The following is a 20,841-nucleotide window of genomic DNA, read 5'->3' on the forward strand; positions in this document are numbered from 1 at the left end:
ATTACAATCCAAAAAAACTATTTATAATTAAAATATAAAAATACATTAAAAGTACAAAGAAAGACGAGCTAACTAAAACAGAAAAAGTTGTATCTATTGGTTTACAATTATATAAAGCCGATAAATTCACATTATTCACTGCAAGAGGTACAATAAGTTCTAAAAATATAATGGCAGAAACAAAAGGATCTATTTTAAATAATAAAATAATATATAATCCAATTATAGGTAAGATTATATGCTTGAAAAGAGTTATATTTAGTGATAATTTCCAATTTGCAGTTCTTATTTTAACTTGAGACATAAATATACCAAAAATTACAAGTTGCATAACAATTGCAGCATAAGCCCCCATAGTAAACACTTTATCAAAGTTATTACTTAATTCAAAACCATAATAATTAAAAGCCAAAGCAGCAACAGCAAACCAAATAGCAGGTATTTTAAATATCTCTTTTAAAGCATCAATAAATTTAAACTTATCTCCTGCAAAGAAATATACAGAAAATATATAAATAAAGAAAATATTTGCAATATTCAAAATAGAAGTATAAGGAACACTTGCTTCACCAAATAAAGCTATTCCTAATGGTATACCAAGATTTCCTGTATTACCAACAAGTGCAGATGCCATAAAAATTGATTTATCTTGATAATCATTTCTAAACATTCGTAAAGAATAGAAAAAAGCAATTCCCATTGTAATAAAAATTGCTATAAAGTAAATAAAAGGTGAGATTATAAACTCATCGTTTATTGGTGCTCTTGTAAGTCCCCAAAAAATAAGAATGGGCTGAAGAAAATATAAATTTAATAGAACAAAACTTCTTTCATTTACATCACTTTTAAAAACTCTTTTAAAGGTAAAACCAATAATGATAAATATATAAATAGTTGCGACAGATACTAATGCTTCGATTTTATATCCTAATCTTTTTTTGAATTTTATCATAATGTAATATAATCTTAGCTATATTTTTAGAATGTACGAAAATTTAAAAAACAAAACAGTTTTATATATTGAAGATGATCAATTTATTAGAGAACAAACAGCTTCTTTACTAAATGTAGTATTTGAAAATGTCCTTACAGCAAACAATGGGGAAGAAGGCTTACAACTTTTTAGTAAAAATTCTGAAAAAATCCATGCTATTGTAACAGATATTAATATGCCAATTTTAACAGGTATTCAAATGAGCAAAGAGTTAAAAAGTGATAAAAACTTTAATACTCCAATAATTGGTGTATCAGCTTATTCAGATGATGATAATATGTTAAATGAAGCTAATGATTTATTTACTTTATATTTAAGAAAACCTATTGAAATAAAAGATTTAATAGATGCAATAGAAGAAGTGATATTATAGGATAAAAATTTATCCCATAATACCTTTAATCATAAAGAAAATACCTGCTGATAAAATACCTGCGGCTGGCACTGTAATAATCCAAGCTGCAACTATTTTTTTAACTGCATCTCTTTTTACATATTTTGTACTTTTTGCTTGCTTTACATCTCTTTTTTCTTGTTTTACAATCTCTTGTTTCTCTTCTAAACCTTTATATAATTCAACAATTCTTACATAATCAGATTTAGACTTCTTTTCTAATGATTCAAGTTGTTCTAACTCTTTTGTCATAGAATCTAACTCTTTTTTATGCTTTTTAAATTTTTTTCTAAGATTTTGTAAAGCTCTTGTTTCATGATTATCTAAATACTCTCTTAAGAAACCAACCCCAAATACACCACCAACTGCAATATGTGTTGAAGATACAGGAAGTCCTAATTGAGAAGCAATAATAACAGTAATAGCAGCTGCCATAGCAATAGAATAAGCTCTCATCTGATCAAGTTCAGTGATTTCAGAACCAACTGTTTTAATAAGTCTTGGTCCATATAAAGCAAGTCCTATAGCAATACCTATAGCTCCAACTGCCATAACCCAAAATGGAATATCAACCTTTGTAGAAATTCCTGAATTCATAACTGCATCATTAATCGCAGCTAATGGTCCAATTGCATTTGCCACATCATTTGCACCATGTGCAAAAGAAAGTAGAGCAGCCGCAAAAATTAAAGGAATTGTAAATAATGAATTTACGCTATCTCTATCATTTGATAACTTTTGTGAGGCTTTTAAAATAAGTGGTTTTACTAATATATAAACAATAACAGCAATTACTAAACCAATTGAAGCTGCTGTTATAAAATCAAGTTTAATGATTTTTTTAACACCTTTTAAGATAAGGTAAGTTGAAAAAGCCCAAGACATAATTGCAACTAAATAAGGAACAATTTTTTGTGAGGCTTCAATCATATCTTTTTTATAGACTATCTTGGTCTTTATTATATAAAGAAAGGTTGCTGCAATAATTCCACCAAGAACAGGTGAAATAACCCAAGAAGCGGCAATTTTTCCCATAGTTCCCCAAGAAACAATAGCAAAACCAGCAGCAGCAATACCAGCACCCATTACACCACCTACAATTGAATGAGTTGTTGATACAGGAGCTCCTACAGAAGTAGCAAAGTTAAGCCATATTGCAGCAGATAATAAAGCCGCTGTCATTGCCCAAATAAAAATATCTGGATTTGATATTAAAGCTGGATCAATAATACCTTTTTTAATCGTTTTTACAACATCTCCACCTGCTATTAAAGCTCCCATTGCTTCGAATATTGCAGCTATAACAATTGCCCACATTAAAGTCATTGCTTTTGAACCAACAGCAGGTCCAACATTATTCGCAACATCATTTGCACCAATATTCATAGCCATATAAGCTCCAAATACTGCACCAATAATTAAAAACGTATTATTAGGCATATCCCCATGTGAAGTATATGACCAAAGAAAAACCACTAGCATAAATAGAAGTGCTAGGGACAATTTTGCGAAACCAGGAAGCGTTTTTTCTGCTGCCTTGTCAAATGAATCGATTGTCTTAATATCCAAAGTAACCCTTTTTGTAACCATTTTGTAGCTTAATAAGACTAATATTTTAATGGATACTTCCTTACTTATTATTTAAGTAAACTTAAAGTTATTATGACTAAAATACTTAACTTAAGTCATTTCTCTATATTATATTCTTTGTTTTTTTCTAAATTCTTTTAAATACTTATTCTTTTATATGTTACATTTCATTTGACAAATATACTTCTTTTATGTATAATAGTCATAAAATATAGATAATATACATAAAGGAGACAGTATGAAAGTTACAATTCTTTCAAAAAATGATCTTCCAAATATTGAAAAAATACAAAATGAATTTGACATCTTTAGAGTAGTGAAAGTTAAAACTAGAGAAAAGCTTGATATGATTGAGTTTTTTAATAAAGATGGTGTATTTAGAGGATTTGGTAAAGATACTAAAGCAGCTTATAAAAAAGCTAAGAAAGCTCTAAAAAGCTATTATAATAATTAATAAAAGAAGAGATTAATCTCTTCTTCTATTTCTACTTCCACCACTTGAGTTTCCGCCTCTTGAACCTCTTGAGTCTCTACTTCTAGAATCTCTTCTTCCGTTGCTTCCACCTCTTGAACCATTTCTTGATCCACCTCTATGTCCACCTCTTGAGTTTCTATTTCCACCTCTTCTATCAGAACCACTACTATTTTTAGCTCTTTGAATTAATCTTTCAATATCATTCTCAGATTTACCAATTTTGTTATTACCTTTAACATAAGTAGATTCTGAAATCATTGAAGCTAATTTGAATGCAATAGTTGAAATATCGAACTCTTCTTTTAAATCTTCAACAAGTTGTAAAGCATGATCTTTAACATCTTGATTTGTAATCTTTTGTTTTAAATCAGTTACTTTTTTCTCTTTTACAGAAGAGATATTTGGAACTTGTTTACCTTCAAGTTTAGAACCAGTAGTTTTTTCAATTTTTTGAAGCATTCTAAATTCGTGTGGAGTTACAATTGAAACTGCCATACCTTCTTTTCCTGCTCTACCTGTTCTACCAATTCTATGTACATAAGACTCAGAATCAAATGGTAAATGATAGTTAAATACGTGAGTTACATCACTTACATCAAGTCCTCTTGCTGCAACATCTGTTGCGATTAGAATCTCTAATTTAGATGTTTTAAAAGCTCTAATAGCTTCTTCTCTTTGTCTTTGCTCCATATCACCATGAAGCCCCTTAGCCATATATCCTTGAGATACTAAAAATGTAGATAATCTATCAACTTCTTTTTTTGTTCTACAAAAAATAATTGATTTATCTGGGTTTTTAAAATCAAATAGTCTAATTAAAGCATCATCTCTTTCATGCTCATCAACTACATAATATGTTTGAGTAATTTTAGAGTTAGTTACTTCTTTTTTTGTAATAGTAATAAACTCAGGCTCAACTAAAATTGTTTTAGCTAGATTTTTAATTGCATTAGGCATTGTTGCAGAGAAAAGAACTGTTTGTCTTGAAGCTGGCATAAAAGTGAAAATCTCTTTAATGTCATCTAAGAAGCCCATATCTAACATCTCATCAGCTTCATCTAAAACTACATAAGATGGTTTAATATCTATTTTCTTGTCTCTTAATAAATCTAAAAATCTACCTGGTGTCGCAATAATTACACTTGCGTTTGCAATGTGTTTTAATTGTCTTGAATATGATTGTCCACCATAAACAGTTGCTGTGTTAATACCTAAAAATTTTCCAAACCTAAAAATTTCATCAGAAACTTGCATCGCAAGTTCTCTTGTTGGAACTATTATAACTGCTTCAACCGAACCATCACACTTCATCATATTTAATATTGGAAGACCAAAAGCTGCAGTTTTACCAGTACCAGTTTGAGCTTGTCCTACAATATCCTTACCGCTTAAAACTACAGGAATTGCTTTTTCTTGAATAGGACTTGGCTCTTGAAAACCAGCACCGTCTATCGCCTTATGTAAATCTTCTTTGAAATTAAATTCGTTAAATGTCATTCGTTACCTTAGTATAATTTATAAAATTGATACACAGGTTTATATATTTATCTTCTCAATAAAATTTAACATAAACATTTGTAATAATGTGTTGTTCTTTTGTGAGTAGGTCAGCTTATTATAATATTCTTTTCGTACAAAAGAATTAATAGGGTATATAAAATGTGTATAATTTCACTCATTATACTTAATTTTATATAAATTTAAGCTTTAAAGAAAAAAAGGAGCTTTTTTTGCTCCTTTTAATTTAGATATCGTCTAAGCTTTTGTAACCTTCAAGATACTTAGTATCATAGTTATTTGAGATGAAATCTTCATTTTCCATCATTTTTTGGTGGAATGGAATAGTTGTTTTAATTCCTTCTACTTCAAACTCATTTAAAGCTCTTTTCATAATATTAATTGCTTTATTTCTATCTCTTCCCCAAACAATTAGTTTACCAATCATTGAATCATAATGAGGTGGTACAACATAGTTTGTATATACATGAGAATCAACTCTTACATTTCTTCCACCTGGTACAAACCATTGAGTAACTTTTCCTGGACAAGGAAGGAATGAGTTAGGATCTTCAGCAGTAATTCTAACTTCAATAGCATGACCTCTGAATTTGATTTTTTCTTGAGGAGGTAATTCTGCACCTTCTGCAACTTTAATCATTAATTCAATAATATCAATTCCTGATACCATTTCAGATACAGGGTGTTCAACTTGAAGTCTAGTATTCATTTCCATGAAATAAATATTTTGTTTATCATCTGCTAAGAATTCAAAAGTACCAGCACCTTCATATTTTAAATATTTAGTAGCTTTTACAGCAACATTATGTAAATGAGCTCTCGTTTCATCATTTAATAAAATTGCAGGTGACTCTTCAATAACTTTTTGGTGTCTTCTTTGTAAAGAACAATCTCTCTCACCAATATGAATAGCATTACCATGAGAATCTCCAACAACTTGAACTTCAATATGTCTTGGGTTGTTAATAAATCTCTCTAAATACATAGTACCATCACCAAATGCAGCTAATGCTTCTGATGATGCAGCCATGAATAATTGGTCGAATTCAGACTCATCTGTAATAAGTCTCATTCCTCTTCCACCACCACCAGCAGATGCTTTAGCCATAATAGGATAACCAATTTCAGCAGCTACTTTTCTAGCTTCTTCAAGTGTATGTACAGCACCATCAGAACCAGGAACTACAGGAACACCAGCTTTAATCATTTCTTCTTTAGCTTTAGATTTATCAGCCATTTTCTCCATTACATCAGTAGAAGGCCCAATAAATTTAATACCATGAAGTTTACAAATTTCTACAAAGTCTTGGTTTTCAGATAAGAAACCATAACCAGGGAAAATTGCATCACATCCAGTCATTTCTGCAGCTGTAATAATTGCAGGAATATTTAAATATGAGTCAGATGATTTTGCACCACCAATACATACTGCTTCGTCTGCATGTTTTAAATATGAAGCATTTTTATCTCCAGCAGAATAAACAGCAACAGATTTTTTACCCATTTCTCTAATAGTTCTAATAGCTCTTTGAACTATTTCACCTCTATTAGCGATTAATATTTTTTTAATTTCTGCCATGTCTTAGCTCTTACTACGCTTTTTCAACAACAAAAATTGGCATATCGTATTCTACAGGTTCACCATCTTTAACTAAAATATCAATAATTTTACAATCATATTCAGCTTCAACTTCATTCATAATTTTCATAGCTTCTAAAATACATAAAGTTTGACCTTTTTTAACTGTATCTCCAACCTTAACAAATGTTGGTGCTTCAGGAGATGGAGAAGCATAGAATGTTCCTACCATTGGTGATTTAATAGTTTCACCTGAAATATTACTTGTAGCTTCAGCAGCAACAGGTGCAGGTGTAGCAGCAGGAGCAGCAACAGGTGCAGCTTGTGTGTAAACTGGCTCAGTTGAAGTAACAACAGTATTAGATTCGAAACCTTTTTGCATTGCAATTTCAAACTCACCTTCTTTTACTTTAAGTTTGTTAAGTTCACTCTTATCAAATACTCTTATTAGTTCTTTTATTTCTTTAAAATCCATAATTAGCCTTTTAATTCGTCAAATTTTTTAAATATCTTAGCAAAAAATAGATTATAAGTATATTTTTAACATATAATAAAAGCTTCGTTTAAGAAAAAGAACTGATTTTTTTATTGATTTTATATTATTCAATATAATTTGCTATAATTTTAAAAAAATTATAGGAATAAAATGCTAAATGATCAAACATTTATAAACATAGCCCATGAAATAGCAAGTGCTTCAAAATGTGTTTCAAAACAAGTTGGAGCTGTTATCGTAAAAGATGGAAGAATTCTATCAACAGGTTATAATGGTACTCCAACAGGTTATACAAACTGTAGTGATCATTGGAAGGGTGAATATACAAAAGATCACCATGACTGGTCAAAAACTTATGAAATTCATGCTGAGATGAATGCTCTTATTTGGGCTGCAAGAAAAGGTATTTCAATAGAAGGTGCAACTATATATGTAACATTAGAACCATGTAGTGAATGTTCTAAAAACTTAATAGCAGCAGGGATTAAAAGAATAGTTTATGATAGAGCTTATGAACACACAAACTCAGAAGTTGTATCTAAATTTATCAAAGATAACAATGTCATAATAGAGAAGGTAGTAAAAAATTAGTTGGAATAGTAAATACAAAATAGGAAGTAAATACAATCATTCTTTTTATAATCATGTTATAAAAAAATATGGAATCAGTCATCAAGCTGTACATTGGCAATCAAAATATACACAATATAAAAGATTTGAAATTCTAATATCTTTTATAATTGATGATATTAAACAAAGTACTCTGGTAGATGCAGGATGTGGCTTTGCAGAATTATATGTTTATCTTTTTAAAAATGATATCATTCCTAAAGAGTATATAGGTTTAGATATGGAAGAGCAGATGATAAATTTAGCAAAAAAAAGACTAGCTGAGATTGAACTAAAAGTAACTAATATCTTAGAAGATACATTAATAGCAAAAGATTATTATATTTGTAGTGGAGCTTTAAATATATTAACAAAAGAAGAGATTCTAATCTTTATTAATAAGTGTTTTAACAATTCAAATAAAGGTTTTATTTTTAACTTTTTAAAAAAAGATACTCTAAATGATGTTGATTATAGCGAAGTTATCGAATTTTGTAAGACATTACCTTGTGAGATAAAAGTACAAAATGGTTACTTAGATAATGATATAAGTGTGTACTTAAAAAAATTACTTGACTAATTAGTTAAGTAAAATGCAAAATATCATATATATTTCATACGTAAACTATAAAATTATCTTATAACAACAAAGGAGTATGTATGAAAGTTGGTCTATTTATTCCATGTTTTATGAATGAGCTATATCCAGACATTTGTAAAGCAACATATAAAATATTAAAAAAACAAGGTTTAGAGATTGAGTACCCAATGAGTCAAACTTGCTGTGGACAGCCTATGGCAAACTCTGGTTGCTCAAAAGATATAGAAACATTAGCAAAACAATTTATAAAAAACTTCAAAAACTACGATTATATTGTAGCACCTAGTGGTTCATGTGTATCAATGGTAAAAGAACATTATGCACCATTTTTTAACAATGACTCCGACTATAATAAAGTAAAAGCTTCTATTTATGAAGTATGTGAATTTTTACATGATGTAATAGGTATAGAAAACTTAAAAATTGATGTATCTTTTGCACATAAAGTAGGACTTCATAACTCATGTCATGGACATAGAGCTTTAAAACTTGGAACTGCAAGTGAACTTAATGTTCCTTATAATTCAAAACTTGAAAATATATTAAATACAGTAAAAGACATAGAACTAGTAGAATTAAAAAGAAAAGATGAATGCTGTGGTTTTGGTGGTACGTTTAGTGTTGCAGAAGAAGATGTATCAGTTGCTATGGGTAAAGATAGAATTAAAGATCATTTAGATTCAGACGTTAGAGTTATGACAGGTGCTGATATGTCATGTCTTATGCATATAGATGGTCTAATTAATAGAAATAACTATCCAATTAAAGTAATGCATATTACACAAATTTTAGCAGGAGAAGAACTATGAGTACACATCCACAAAATGCAAAAGAGTTCGTGGCTAATGATGAAAGAATGCACTGGCATGATGAAGCTTTATGGTTTGTAAGAGCAAAAAGAGACTTAGCTTCTAAATCTATTCCTGAATGGGAACAATTAAGAGAATATGCTAATCAAATAAAAACTCATACAATGGCAAATCTTGATAAATACCTTTTAGAATTTGAAAAAAATGCAAATGCCAAAGGTATTACTGTTCACTGGGCATCTGATGCGAAAGAGCACAATGAAATTGCATACAAACTTCTAAAAGAAAAAGGTGTAAAAAAGTTAGTAAAATCTAAATCAATGCTAACAGAAGAGTGTCACTTAAACCCTTTTTTAGAAGCAAAGGGAATTGAAGTAATTGATACAGACTTAGGTGAGAGAATTGTTCAGTTAAGAAATGAACCTCCTTCACACATCGTATTACCCGCAATTCACCTAAAGAAAATGGATGTTTCTGATACTTTCCATGAGAAACTGGGTACACAAAAAGGAAATGATGACCCAACTTATCTAACAAGAGCAGCAAGAGCAAGTTTAAGAGAAGATTTCCTAACAGCTGATGCTGGTATGACAGGTGTAAACTTTGCTATTGCTAATACAGGTGGGGTTGTTGTTTGTACAAATGAAGGAAATGCTGATATGGGTGCTTCTGTTCCTAAATTTCATATTGCTTCTATGGGAATGGAAAAAATTATTCCAAGATTAGAGGATTTATCAGTATTTACAAGATTACTTGCAAGAAGTGCTACAGGGCAACCTATTACTTCTTATACTTCACACTTCCATGGTCCTGTTGAAGGTGGAGAAATGCACATAATTATTGTAGATAATAAAAGAAGTGAGTTTTTAAGTTCTACAAAATATAAAAAAGCTCTAAACTGTATTAGATGTGGGGCTTGTATGAATACTTGTCCTGTTTATAGAAGAAGTGGAGGGCACTCTTATGAATATACTATTCCTGGACCAATTGGATCAATTTTAGGTTCTGTAAAAGAGCCAGAAAAACACAATAGTTTACCTTTTGCTTGTACATTATGTGGGTCATGTTCTCATGTTTGTCCTGCTAAAATCGACTTAGATGCACAACTTTATGCAAGAAGACAAGATTTAAGTGAAATGAAACTTATTGACCCAAAGAAAAAAATGGCTATGAAAGTTACTGCATGGCTTATGAGTAAACCAAAACTATTTGATTTTGCAGGGAAAATGGCTAGAAAAATTGTTCCAAAACTTCCAAATTCACTTATTTATAATAAAGCAAATGTATGGGGAAGACAAAGAGATTTACCAAAAATGCCAGAAAAAAGTTTTAAAGAAATGTTTGAACAAGGAGAATTAGATGACTAGTAAAGAAAAAATTCTAAATAGTATTAGAAAAAATAATGTAGTTGAAAATGTTGAACTTCCAAACTCTTATGAAAACTTTGGTATTACTTTTGAAGATAAGTTTGAAAAATTTTCTACTATGATTGAATCAGTGGGTGGGAAAGCTTTGTTAATTGATAAAAAAGATTTAGAAAAAACAATAAATGAACTTTATCCCAATGAAAAAATCATAGCTTCAAATATTGAAAACTTCTCACTTAAAAATTTTGATTCAAATGAACAAGATGATCCACACAAATTAAAAGATATTGATTTAGCTGTAGTAAAAGGCAACTTCGCAATTGCCGAAAATGGAGCAGTTTGGATGAAAAATGAAGAAAATAGACATAGAGCCTTATACTTTATAGCTCAAAATATTGTAACTGTCTTAGATGAAAAAGATATTTTAAATAATATGCATGAAGCATACACTAAAATCAATTTTGAAGATAGTGGTTATGGGGTGTTTATTTCAGGGCCTTCTAAAACAGCTGATATTGAACAATCACTTGTAATTGGTGCACATGGTCCAAAATCTGGATATGTAATTTTTACTAAATCTTGATATAATAGCTAAATAGAGGAATATTTAAATGAAAAAAATTATACTATTTAGCTTACTAATAATAAACTTTTTATATGCAAATAATACAAAAGAAGTCTTATTACTTCACTCATATCATAAGGGGTATGTTTGGAGTGATGATATTTCAAAAACTATAGAAAAAGAGTTTTCAAAAAATAAAAATATAGAACTTACAACTGTTTATATGGACACAAAACATATAGCTGATCCTGTTTATTTAGATAAATTAGCTGCTTTGTATAAGGAAAGATTTAAAACTAGAACCTTTGATTTAATCATAGCAAGTGATAATAATGCCTTTGATTTTACTATAAGATACCATAATTATCTTTTTGAAAATTTACCTGTACTTTTTTGTGGTATTAACAATTTTGATAAAGCCTTACTTGATGAAAACAATATGAAAAAATATATGACAGGAGTAGTTGAACAAGTAGATTTAGAAAAAAACTTTGAACTTATAAAAGATTTACATCCAAATATAAACAAACTTCTTATTATAAATGATAGATCAAAGACAGGTCTAGCTGTAAAAAGAGATCTTAGACCTATTATCAAAAAATATAAAAAAGATTTTAAAATTGAATACGTAGATAAAATGGAAATAGAGAATTTAAAAAATAAAGTTTCAAAGTTAGGTAAAAATGATGTTATTTTATTTGTACTTCTCTTCAAAGATACTACAGGTAAATACTTTACATATAAACAAAGTTTTTTACAAATAAAAGAAGCTAGTAAAGTTCCTATATATGGACTATGGGATTTCTATTTAAATTATGGAATTGTAGGTGGACTTTTAACCTCTGCTATAGCACAAGGTGAATCCGTTTCAAAAATGGCTATTGATGTTTTAAATGGAAAAAAAATACAAGATATTCCTATTATAGATAAGTCTCCAAATAGATATATGTTTGATTTTAAAGAGTTAGAAAAGTTTGATATTGAAGTAGACAACTATTTAAGTGATTATATCATCATAAATGAACCAAATACAGTATATAGAAAGTTTATAAAGTTTATAGTGTTTGCTGTAATTATAATTATGATTTTAAGTATTATCGTTCTGATTCTAAGAGCAAATATTAAAAGAAGAAAAAAACTTGAACTTGCTTTATCAAATCAACTTGAATTTGATAAAGTTCTTCTTGATACTATCCCTAATCCTATATATTATAAGAATGTTGAAGGAAAATTTCTTGGTTGTAATATAGCTTTTGCTAATTTAGTTAGTAAAGATAGAAATGAAGTTATAGGAAAAAGTGCTTTTGATTTTTTCCCTTATGAAATTGCTTTAAAAAACACAAAAATAGACCAAGAGTTAATGCAAACTTTTTGTACAAGTACTTCTGAATTTACCTTTTATACACCATCAAATAATATGAAACACATTATTTTAAATAAAGCAGTATATAAAAATATTGATGGAAGTGTTGGTGGGATTGTTTGTATTATGGATGACATTACTGAAAGAGTACAACAAAAACAGTTTTTAATACAACAAAGTAAATTAGCTGAAATGGGAGATATGGTCGCAGCAATTGCCCATCAATGGAATGAACCTCTAATAGAGTTATCAGCTCAAGTTCAAGATATTCAAACTTCATATCTTTTAAATGAACTTAAAGATGTTGATGTAAAAGATTTTGTAAATGACTCTATGATTCAAATAAAATATATGTCAAGAACTTTAAATGATTTTAGAAACTTCTTAAAACCCTCTACAAAGAAAAAACTCTTCTCTATTTCAAAAGCGTTAAATGAGATAAATGAAATTATAGGAAAACAAATTTTTTACTCAAATATAAATATGACATTTAACTATAAAAATAAAAATGAAGAACTTTTAATTTATGGATATGAAAATGAATTTAAACAAGTTTTATTAAATTTAATAAATAATGCTAAAAATAAAATCATGGAAAACAATATCTCTCATAATAAAAAAGGTAATATTGAAATTAATATTCAAAGAGATAAAAATTATAATATAATAGAGATACTAGATGATGGTGGAGAAATTGAAGATAAGATTATTAACTCTATTTTCGAACCATATTTCACAACAAAAGAAGATGGAACTGGCATTGGACTATATATGGCTAAAGTTATAGTAGAAGATAAAATGAGAGGTTCAATCACAGTAAAAAATGACCATGGTAACGTTGTTTTCACCATAAAACTTCCACATAAAAAGGTATAAAAATGAGAATTTTACTTTTAGAAGATAATAAAAAACTAAATGAAACAATCAAAAAAAGATTAAAACTAAAGGGTTATACAGTTGAAGCTTATATTGATGGAGCTGAAGCTTATGAAAAAATAACTGATGGCTATAGCTGTTTTATTTTAGATATAAATGTCCCAAATGTTGATGGAATAAAGATTCTAAAAAGAATTAGAGAATTTTATGAAACTATTCCAGTAATAATCATTTCAGCAAGTGTTGAACTTGATGTAATAAAAGAGTCTTATGACTTTGGCTGTAATGACTATCTAAAAAAACCATTTTTTATAGATGAACTAGAGATAAAAATTGAGAAGTTATGTAACATTCAAGACGATTATTTACATTTTGATAAAGACTGTTATTTTGACTATAAATCTTCTACAGTTGTAATTGATGGAGAAGAAAATAGGTTAACAAAAAAAGAGCGACTTTTAATGAATCTTTTCTTAACTAAAAAAAATCAAGTCTTATCTTATGAAAGTATTGAAAATTATGTTTGGGAAGGAAGTTTTGCTTCATTAGAATCAATAAGAAGTTTAATAAGACGTCTTAGAAAAATTCTACAAAAAGACTATATCCAAACTGTAGTTGACACAGGATATATCTTCAAAGTAGAATCAAACTAAAAAGAAAGAGACTCTTTCATTTGCGAATATAATTTTTTATATTCATCAAAAGAAAGTTTTCTTTTATAAGATAAAAGTAATAACTCTAAATCCTTTTGATTTTTCCTAAAAGGTACTTGATAGTGCTTAAATTCATTTATTTTAAAATCAAATTTTTCATAGAACTTTAGCCTTTTATGGCTAATTTCATCACTTATTAACTCAATCTCAAGAATAACATCTTTTTTATCTTGTAAAAAGTTCTCTAAAATTTTTGAACCATAAGACATTCCTCTTAATTTATCATTTACTGCAAAATGTTCTATATAACTATAAGGTTTAAAATCCCAATAAAATAAAATAGCTATGATGATATCATCTTCAATAAAAGCTAAAGGTTTATATTTTTTATTGTTCATTAAAGTCTCTTGCTCTAACAAACTTCTCTTTTCAATACTAGGAAAAGAGTTTTCATAAAGACTCCAAGCTTTTGTAAATAAATCCTTATCTTTGATATCAATTATTTTTAAATCCATTCTAATTACCTATTTAATGAAATTTTACGTACTTTATCCAAATAAGAGTTAAACCATAATTTAAGACGTTATATTTATATAAATTAAAAATTTTAGGCTGATTTCATACATAAAAAATACATTTTATCAGTAAAAATATCATATCATTATCATTTCTAAAAGTTAGAATTTAAACATAACAAATCAAAGGAGAGAATGATGATGTTAAAAAACACAACAAAATTACTTTTAACTTCTGCACTTGTTGCAGGTTTAAGTACAGCTGCTGTAGCAAAAGAGAAAGTGTACAAGTGGAAGCTTGCTACTACTTGGGGTTCAACACTTACACCATTTATTGATGCACCAAAAAATATGGCTAAAATGGTTAAAGAAATGTCAGATGGAAGATTAGTAATCAGAGTTGACGCTTCTAATAAACATAAAGCCGCACTTGGTATTTTAGATATGGTTAAAGGTGGTCAATATGATATGGGTCACTCAGCTTCATATTATTGGAAAGGTAAAGATATCAATACTTTACCATTTAGTACAATGCCATTTGGTATGACTACACCTGAACAATATGCATGGTTCTACCACGGTGGTGGAATGGAACTTATGAAAAAAGTTTATAAAAAACATAAAGTATTATCATTCCCTGGTGGATCAACTGGAAATCAAATGGGTGGATGGTTCAGAAAAGAAATTAATACTGTTGATGACTTAAAAGGTCTTAAAATGAGAATTCCTGGGTTTGCTGGTGAAGTTATGGCAAAATTAGGATTAACTGTTACAAATATTGCTCCAGGTGAATTATATACTTCACTTGAAAGAGGTACTATTGATGCACTTGAATGGGTTGGACCTGGGATGGACATCAAAATGGGATTCAACAAAATTGCACCATACTACTACACAGGATGGCATGAACCAGGTTTAGATTTACAATACCTTGTAAATGAAAGAAAGTTCAAAAAGTTACCAAAAGATTTACAACAAATCTTAGTTACAGCAATGAGAGTAAGTGCTTATGATATGTATATTCAAAACTATCACATGAGTGCTGAAGCATGGGCAAAAATTGAAAAAGATTTCCCAAACATCAAAATCAAAACTTTCCCAAAACCAGTAATGGACGCTATGAAAAAAACAAACAAAGAATTAATAGCTGAGAAAACAAAAAATAATCCATTATTAAAAGAGATTTTAGATTCTCAAGCAGCTTACCAAAAGAAAGCTAGAGAGTGGACTAAAATGTCAGATTACTTATACTTAAAAGACAACTTATAAGATATATGTTATAACTCCCTTTCTTGGGAGTTATAATCTTCAAGATTCACAAGTTTAATAGGTCTTGTAAATATATTCATAAGTTTATGTTTATTTGACTTATTTGTAATTTCAAAAGGATTTTTATGCTGTTAAAAATAGAAAAGGCATTTGATAAATTTGCCGATATTATAGGATATATTACTGCATTTACTATGGTGCTTATGATATTAAATGTATTCTATGATGTAATTATGAGATATTTCTTTAATACTGGAAGTATCGCAATGCAAGAGATGGAATGGCATCTATTCTCGGTAATTATTCTTTTAGGTATTTCATATACTTTAAAAGAAGATGGTCACGTTAGAGTTGACTTAATTTATGATAGATTAACTGATAAGAAAAAAGCCATTATTAATATGGTTGGGGTGTTTACTTTTATTTTACCAATTGCTTTACTAATTGGTATTGGCTCAATTGATTATGTAATTGAAGCTTATACATCAAATGAGCAAAGTGGTGATCCAGGTGGATTAACAAATAGATGGATAGTAAAATCATTGATTCCATTATCATTTTTCTTACTAATTATTACATCTGTTGGTTTCTTTTTTAAGAATCTAAATATTTACAAAGGTTTACACCAATATAACGAAAGTGGTTTAAAAAGTGAAATTGATCACTTAAGACAAGATATTCAAGACCACAAACACAATATCGAAGAAGGAGATAAAAAATGATTGGTATTATAATGTTCTTTACTGCATTGTTTATGCTTCTTCTTGGATTTCCAGTAGCATTTACTTTCGCAGCTGTATCTGTAGTATTTGGACTTATTGCAGGTGTTTATGAGATAATGTCTTATGCAGATGAGGGTGCAGAGCTTATGCCTTTACTTGCAGAAGGGATTGATGAAGGTATAGCAATGTTTGATTTTATGCCATTTAGAATTATGTCAATTATGCAAAATACAATTCTTATGGCTGTTCCAATGTTTATTTTCATGGGTATTGTTTTACAAAAAACAGGACTTGCTGAAAGATTATTAGAATCTATGGGATTCTTATTTGGTGAAATTAGAGGTGGAGTTGCTATTTCTACTGTATTAGTTGGTGCATTACTTGCAGCTTCTACTGGTGTTGTTGGAGCTTCTGTTGTTGCTATGGGTGTTATTTCACTTCCTGTAATGATGAAATATAAATATAATGTTCCACTTGCCTGTGGTACTATTTGTGCATCAGGAACTTTAGGACAAATTATTCCTCCTTCAATTGTATTAATTATTTTAGGTGATGTATTCCAAGTTCCAGTAGGAGATTTATTTAAAGCAGCTGTATGGCCAGGTCTTGCACTTGTTGGAGCATATATTTTATATATTGTTATCTTAGCATTTATCAACAAAGAAACAGCACCTGCTATTCCACCTGATCCATCAAGAGGTTCAAAAGGTAAACAAGTTGTTAGAGCTTTAATTGATATCATCCCATCATTAACTCTAATTTTATTAGTACTTGGTTCAATTTTTGCAGGTGTAGCAACACCTACTGAATCAGCAGCAGTTGGTTGTTTAGGTGCAGTTGGTTTATCTTTACTTTATAAAACATTCTCTGTTGGCATGGTAAAAGAGGCTTCATTAGAGTCTGTAAAAATTACATCTATGGTATTTGGTATCTTAATTGGTGCTACAGCATTCTCAATGGTATTCTCATACACAGGTGGAGAAGAATTAGTTGAACACTTTATGTTAAGCTTACCAGGAGATGAAAAGTGGGGATTCATTATCTTTACTATGATTGCAATTTTAATTTTAGGATTCTTTATTGATTTCGTTGAGATTTCATACATTATTGTTCCTATTCTAGTTCCAATTGCTATGAATTTAGATATTAACCCTGTATGGTTCGCAATTTTAATTGCTATGAACTTACAAACGTCATTCTTAACACCGCCATTTGGTTTCTCACTGTTCTACTTAAAAGGAGTTGCTCCTGCAACAGTTAGAACAATTCAGATTTATAAAGGTGTTATACCGTTTATTGCAATTCAAATAATTGTACTATTATTAGTTGCATTCTACCCAGAAGTATTTGGTATTAATCCAAATAGTTAAGGATTATTAAGAGTAAAAGCCTTGGCTTTTACTTTTTAATGTAGGAGTTAACCTATGAGAAAAGATTTAAAAAAACTAATTTCAAATATTATATATAAAGCAAGAGATAAAATGTTTAGCTTTATTTATGATCCACAACAAAGAATATATACAGTACCTAGACTAGAATAGTAGACATCCTTTTCAAAAAAAATTATAATATTAAATATAAAAGGATATAAAATGTTAGAAGGTAAATATCAAGATTTTTATAATCAAATTAGTACTCAAATTAAAAAAGAAAACATCTTTACAGATAAATTACATACTTTAGCGTATGGAACAGATGCCTCTTTTTATAGGTTAATTCCTAAAATTGTTATTAAAACAGATAATGCAGACGAAGTTCATAGTATAGTAACTTTAGCAAATCAAATGAATTTAAGTGTAACTTTTAGAGCAGCAGGAACTTCTCTTTCTGGACAAGCAATTTCTGATTCAATCTTAATCATTACATCAAGAAAATTCTCTGATTTTAGAATTTCAGATGATAAAACTGAAATTTCATTACAACCAGCACTTACAGGAGCTCAAACTAACAATTTACTTGCACCATTTGGTAAAAAGATTGGTCCAGATCCAGCTTCTATTAATGCAGCTATGATTGGTGGTATTGCTGCTAATAATGCTTCTGGTATGTGTTGTGGTATTTCTCAAAACTCATACAAAACATTAAAATCAATGAAGCTTATTTTTGTAGATGGTGCAAGACTTGATACAGCTTGTGAAGAGAGTAAAGAAGCCTTTAGAAAATCCCATGCAGAATTTTTAGCAGGTTTAAAAAATATCGCTCAAGAAACAAAAGATGATAAAGAATTAGCTGCTTTAATCAAGAAAAAGTTTAAAATCAAAAATACATGTGGTTACTCAATAAATTCACTTGTTGACTTTGATGATGAATTTGAAATTTTACAACACTTAATTATTGGTAGTGAAGGTACACTAGCCTTTATTGAAGAAATAACTTACTATACAGTTGAAGATTTAAAAGATAAAGCTAGTGCTTTAATTTACTTCAAAGATGTAAAAGAAGCCTGTAATGCAGTTACAAAACTAAAATTAGCAAGAGATGCAAAAACTATAGTTGTAGATGCAGTTGAACTTATGGATAGAGCAGGTCTTGCCTCTATTGAAAATGATCCTGCAATGCCTAATTTTATTAAAGATTTTGATGAGAACGTAACAGCATTATTAGTTGAAACAAGAGCTATAAATGACAAAGAACTTGATGTTCAGATCTCACAATTAGAAGAGCTTTTAGAAGAGTTTGATGTTGTAAGAGATATTTACTTTACAAAAGATGTAGCTGAATATACACTATATTGGAAAATTAGAAAAGGTTTATTCCCTGCTGTTGGTGCTGTAAGAAAAGTGGGAACAACTGTTATTATTGAAGATGTTGCATATCCTATTGAAAGCCTTGCTGAGGCTACATTAGAACTTCAAGCTTTATTTAAAAAACATGGATACAAAGAGGCTTTAATCTTTGGACATGCACTTGAAGGAAACTTCCACTTCGTATTTACACAAGATTTCAGTGATGAAAGAGAAGTAAAAAGATATGATGAATTTATGAATGATGTAGTTGATTCAGTTGCTGTAAAATACCAAGGAAGCTTAAAAGCTGAACACGGAACAGGTAGAAATATGGCTGCATTTATTGAAGTAGAGTGGGGAAGAACTGCTTATTCAATGATGAAAAGAATCAAAGATTTATTTGATCCAAAAGGTCTATTAAACCCAGGTGTAATCATCAATGATGATGCCCAAGCCCACTTAAAAAATCTAAAAGCAATGCCTGCAACAAACGATCTTGTTGATAAATGTATCGAGTGTGGATTCTGTGAACCTACTTGTCCTTCAAATGATTTAACATTAACTCCAAGACAAAGAATTGTAATAAATAGAGAAATATCTCAATTAAAAAGAGCTGGTGAAGATGAAGAAGCTCAAGAGTATTTAGATCTTTATCAATATGATGGTATTGAGACTTGTGCAACTTGTTCTTTATGTTCTAGTGCCTGTCCTGTAAAAATTGATACAGGAAGTCTAACAAAATATCTAAGAGCAGAACAAAACAGCCCAAGAGCAAATGGTGTTGCTAATTTTGTAGCAAATAATTTTTCAACAACTCTTACAGGGATGAAAGTAGGACTTCATGGGGCAAATTTAATGCACAAACTAGTTGGTACTTCTAGCATGGAAAGTATTACTGATACAATTAGAGATTGGACTAAAGGTAAAAGTGCTAAATGGACAACATCTATGCCAAAAGCAATTACGATAGATACTAAATTTGAGCAAAAAGCAAGAGATAAAAAAGTAGTATATTTCCCTTCATGTATAAATAGAACTATGGGAAGAAGCTCTGTATCAAAAGAAGAAAAAGAGTTATTTGATACAACTGTTGAACTACTTCAAAAAGCAGACTACGAAATAATCTTCCCAGAAAACTTAGGAAACTTATGTTGTGGTATGCCATTTAGTTCAAAAGGTTTCAATGATGCTTCAAAACAAAAATCTCAAGAACTAGAAAAAGCTTTAAATAAAGCAAGTAAAAATGGAACTTATCCAGTACTTTGTGATACAAGTCCATGTACTAAAAAAATGATGGAAAGCTTTGAAAATAAAATTGATATTTATGAACCAATTGAGTTTGCACTAGAATTCTTAGCAAAAGACCTAGAATTTACGCCAATTGATGAACCAATTACTATCCATACAACTTGTAGTTCAAGAAAAATGGGATTAGAAGGTAAGTTTAAAGAGTTAGCAAATTTATGTTCTACAAATGTAATAATTCCAGCTGATGTACAATGTTGTGGATTCGCAGGAGATAGAGGATTTAATTTCCCTGAATTAAATAAATCTGCTCTAAGAAACTTAAAAGCCCAAACAGCTGGTGCTAAAATGGCATTTTCAACTTCTAAAACTTGTGAAATTGGATTAAGTGATGAATCAGGGCTTGATTATAATTCAATTTTCTATCTTATAAATAAAGTAACAACTGCTAAAAATTCATAATCTTTTTTTAGTC

19 protein-coding genes are annotated in these 20,841 nt (G+C 29.3%); 13 read left to right on the forward strand and 6 right to left on the reverse strand.

Annotation, left to right across the window (positions count from 1 at the left end; genetic code table 11):
* Position 1: 1 nt before the first annotated feature.
* Positions 2-952, reverse strand: a complete 951-nt coding sequence (locus tag ACH5BK_RS04880) for an AEC family transporter (RefSeq protein ID WP_404305013.1) — start codon at positions 950-952, stop codon at positions 2-4.
* A 31-nt stretch (positions 953-983) separates the two neighbouring features.
* Between ACH5BK_RS04880 and ACH5BK_RS04885 the strand changes: the two genes are divergently transcribed.
* On the forward strand, positions 984-1,367 hold the full coding sequence (locus ACH5BK_RS04885; protein ID WP_404305016.1) for a response regulator: 384 nt from the start codon (positions 984-986) through the stop codon (positions 1,365-1,367).
* 9 nt (positions 1,368-1,376) lie between these two features.
* Here the strand turns inward: ACH5BK_RS04885 and ACH5BK_RS04890 are convergent, their stop codons facing one another.
* A complete protein-coding gene (locus ACH5BK_RS04890) occupies positions 1,377-2,978 on the reverse strand; it encodes an inorganic phosphate transporter (RefSeq protein ID WP_404305018.1) in 1,602 nt (533 codons plus the stop codon).
* 238 nt (positions 2,979-3,216) lie between these two features.
* On the opposite strand from ACH5BK_RS04890, the gene ACH5BK_RS04895 reads away from it, so the two are divergent.
* Entirely contained in the window at positions 3,217-3,432 is a 216-nt protein-coding gene (locus ACH5BK_RS04895) for a hypothetical protein (RefSeq protein ID WP_404305020.1), read from the forward strand.
* A gap of 12 nt (positions 3,433-3,444) precedes the next feature.
* Here the strand turns inward: ACH5BK_RS04895 and ACH5BK_RS04900 are convergent, their stop codons facing one another.
* The 3 genes from ACH5BK_RS04900 to accB all read right to left on the reverse strand — a co-directional run bounded on the left by ACH5BK_RS04900 (position 3,445) and on the right by accB (position 7,025).
* Complete coding sequence (locus ACH5BK_RS04900; protein WP_404305022.1) at positions 3,445-4,950, reverse strand: DEAD/DEAH box helicase; 1,506 nt, start codon at positions 4,948-4,950, stop codon at positions 3,445-3,447.
* 247 nt (positions 4,951-5,197) lie between these two features.
* On the reverse strand, positions 5,198-6,550 hold the full coding sequence (locus ACH5BK_RS04905) for an acetyl-CoA carboxylase biotin carboxylase subunit (RefSeq protein ID WP_404305024.1): 1,353 nt from the start codon (positions 6,548-6,550) through the stop codon (positions 5,198-5,200).
* 13 nt (positions 6,551-6,563) lie between these two features.
* On the reverse strand, positions 6,564-7,025 hold the full coding sequence (accB, locus tag ACH5BK_RS04910) for an acetyl-CoA carboxylase biotin carboxyl carrier protein (protein ID WP_404305026.1): 462 nt from the start codon (positions 7,023-7,025) through the stop codon (positions 6,564-6,566).
* 171 nt (positions 7,026-7,196) lie between these two features.
* On the opposite strand from accB, the gene ACH5BK_RS04915 reads away from it, so the two are divergent.
* The 7 genes from ACH5BK_RS04915 (at position 7,197) to ACH5BK_RS04945 (ending at position 13,889) form a co-directional block, all read left to right on the forward strand.
* On the forward strand, positions 7,197-7,637 hold the full coding sequence (locus ACH5BK_RS04915) for a deoxycytidylate deaminase (RefSeq protein ID WP_404305028.1): 441 nt from the start codon (positions 7,197-7,199) through the stop codon (positions 7,635-7,637).
* A gap of 172 nt (positions 7,638-7,809) precedes the next feature.
* A complete protein-coding gene (locus tag ACH5BK_RS04920; RefSeq protein ID WP_404305276.1) occupies positions 7,810-8,235 on the forward strand; it encodes a class I SAM-dependent methyltransferase in 426 nt (141 codons plus the stop codon).
* Positions 8,236-8,315: 80 nt separating this feature from the next.
* Positions 8,316-9,065 (forward strand): (Fe-S)-binding protein, encoded by a 750-nt coding sequence (locus ACH5BK_RS04925; RefSeq protein WP_404305030.1) that lies wholly within the window; start codon positions 8,316-8,318, stop codon positions 9,063-9,065.
* Positions 9,062-10,432 carry a lactate utilization protein B gene (locus ACH5BK_RS04930; protein WP_404305032.1) on the forward strand — a complete coding sequence of 457 codons (1,371 nt, stop codon included), beginning with the start codon at positions 9,062-9,064 and terminating at the stop codon, positions 10,430-10,432. The genes ACH5BK_RS04925 and ACH5BK_RS04930 overlap by 4 nt, the downstream gene beginning before the upstream one ends.
* On the forward strand, positions 10,425-11,015 hold the full coding sequence (locus ACH5BK_RS04935; protein WP_404305034.1) for a lactate utilization protein C: 591 nt from the start codon (positions 10,425-10,427) through the stop codon (positions 11,013-11,015). The genes ACH5BK_RS04930 and ACH5BK_RS04935 overlap by 8 nt, the downstream gene beginning before the upstream one ends.
* A 28-nt stretch (positions 11,016-11,043) precedes the next feature.
* Entirely contained in the window at positions 11,044-13,236 is a 2,193-nt protein-coding gene (locus ACH5BK_RS04940) for an ABC transporter substrate binding protein (protein ID WP_404305036.1), read from the forward strand.
* A 2-nt stretch (positions 13,237-13,238) separates the two neighbouring features.
* On the forward strand, positions 13,239-13,889 hold the full coding sequence (locus ACH5BK_RS04945) for a response regulator transcription factor (protein ID WP_404305038.1): 651 nt from the start codon (positions 13,239-13,241) through the stop codon (positions 13,887-13,889).
* Here the strand turns inward: ACH5BK_RS04945 and ACH5BK_RS04950 are convergent.
* Positions 13,886-14,404 carry a GNAT family N-acetyltransferase gene (locus ACH5BK_RS04950; protein ID WP_404305039.1) on the reverse strand — a complete coding sequence of 173 codons (519 nt, stop codon included), beginning with the start codon at positions 14,402-14,404 and terminating at the stop codon, positions 13,886-13,888. The genes ACH5BK_RS04945 and ACH5BK_RS04950 overlap by 4 nt on opposite strands.
* 195 nt (positions 14,405-14,599) lie before the next feature.
* Here ACH5BK_RS04950 and ACH5BK_RS04955 point away from each other — a divergent pair, with 195 nt between their 5' ends.
* The 4 genes from ACH5BK_RS04955 (at position 14,600) to ACH5BK_RS04970 (ending at position 20,828) form a co-directional block, all read left to right on the forward strand.
* Entirely contained in the window at positions 14,600-15,673 is a 1,074-nt protein-coding gene (locus ACH5BK_RS04955) for a TRAP transporter substrate-binding protein (protein ID WP_404305041.1), read from the forward strand.
* 125 nt (positions 15,674-15,798) lie between these two features.
* Complete coding sequence (locus ACH5BK_RS04960; protein ID WP_404305043.1) at positions 15,799-16,395, forward strand: TRAP transporter small permease subunit; 597 nt, start codon at positions 15,799-15,801, stop codon at positions 16,393-16,395.
* Entirely contained in the window at positions 16,392-17,765 is a 1,374-nt protein-coding gene (locus tag ACH5BK_RS04965) for a TRAP transporter large permease subunit (RefSeq protein ID WP_404305045.1), read from the forward strand. The genes ACH5BK_RS04960 and ACH5BK_RS04965 overlap by 4 nt, the downstream gene beginning before the upstream one ends.
* 222 nt (positions 17,766-17,987) lie before the next feature.
* Positions 17,988-20,828, forward strand: coding sequence for an FAD-binding and (Fe-S)-binding domain-containing protein (locus tag ACH5BK_RS04970; RefSeq protein ID WP_404305048.1), 2,841 nt, complete (start codon positions 17,988-17,990; stop codon positions 20,826-20,828).
* The last annotated feature ends 13 nt before the right edge of the window (positions 20,829-20,841 follow it).

This window comes from Arcobacter sp. YIC-80, assembly GCF_044841725.1.
Lineage (GTDB): Bacteria > Campylobacterota > Campylobacteria > Campylobacterales > Arcobacteraceae > Arcobacter_B.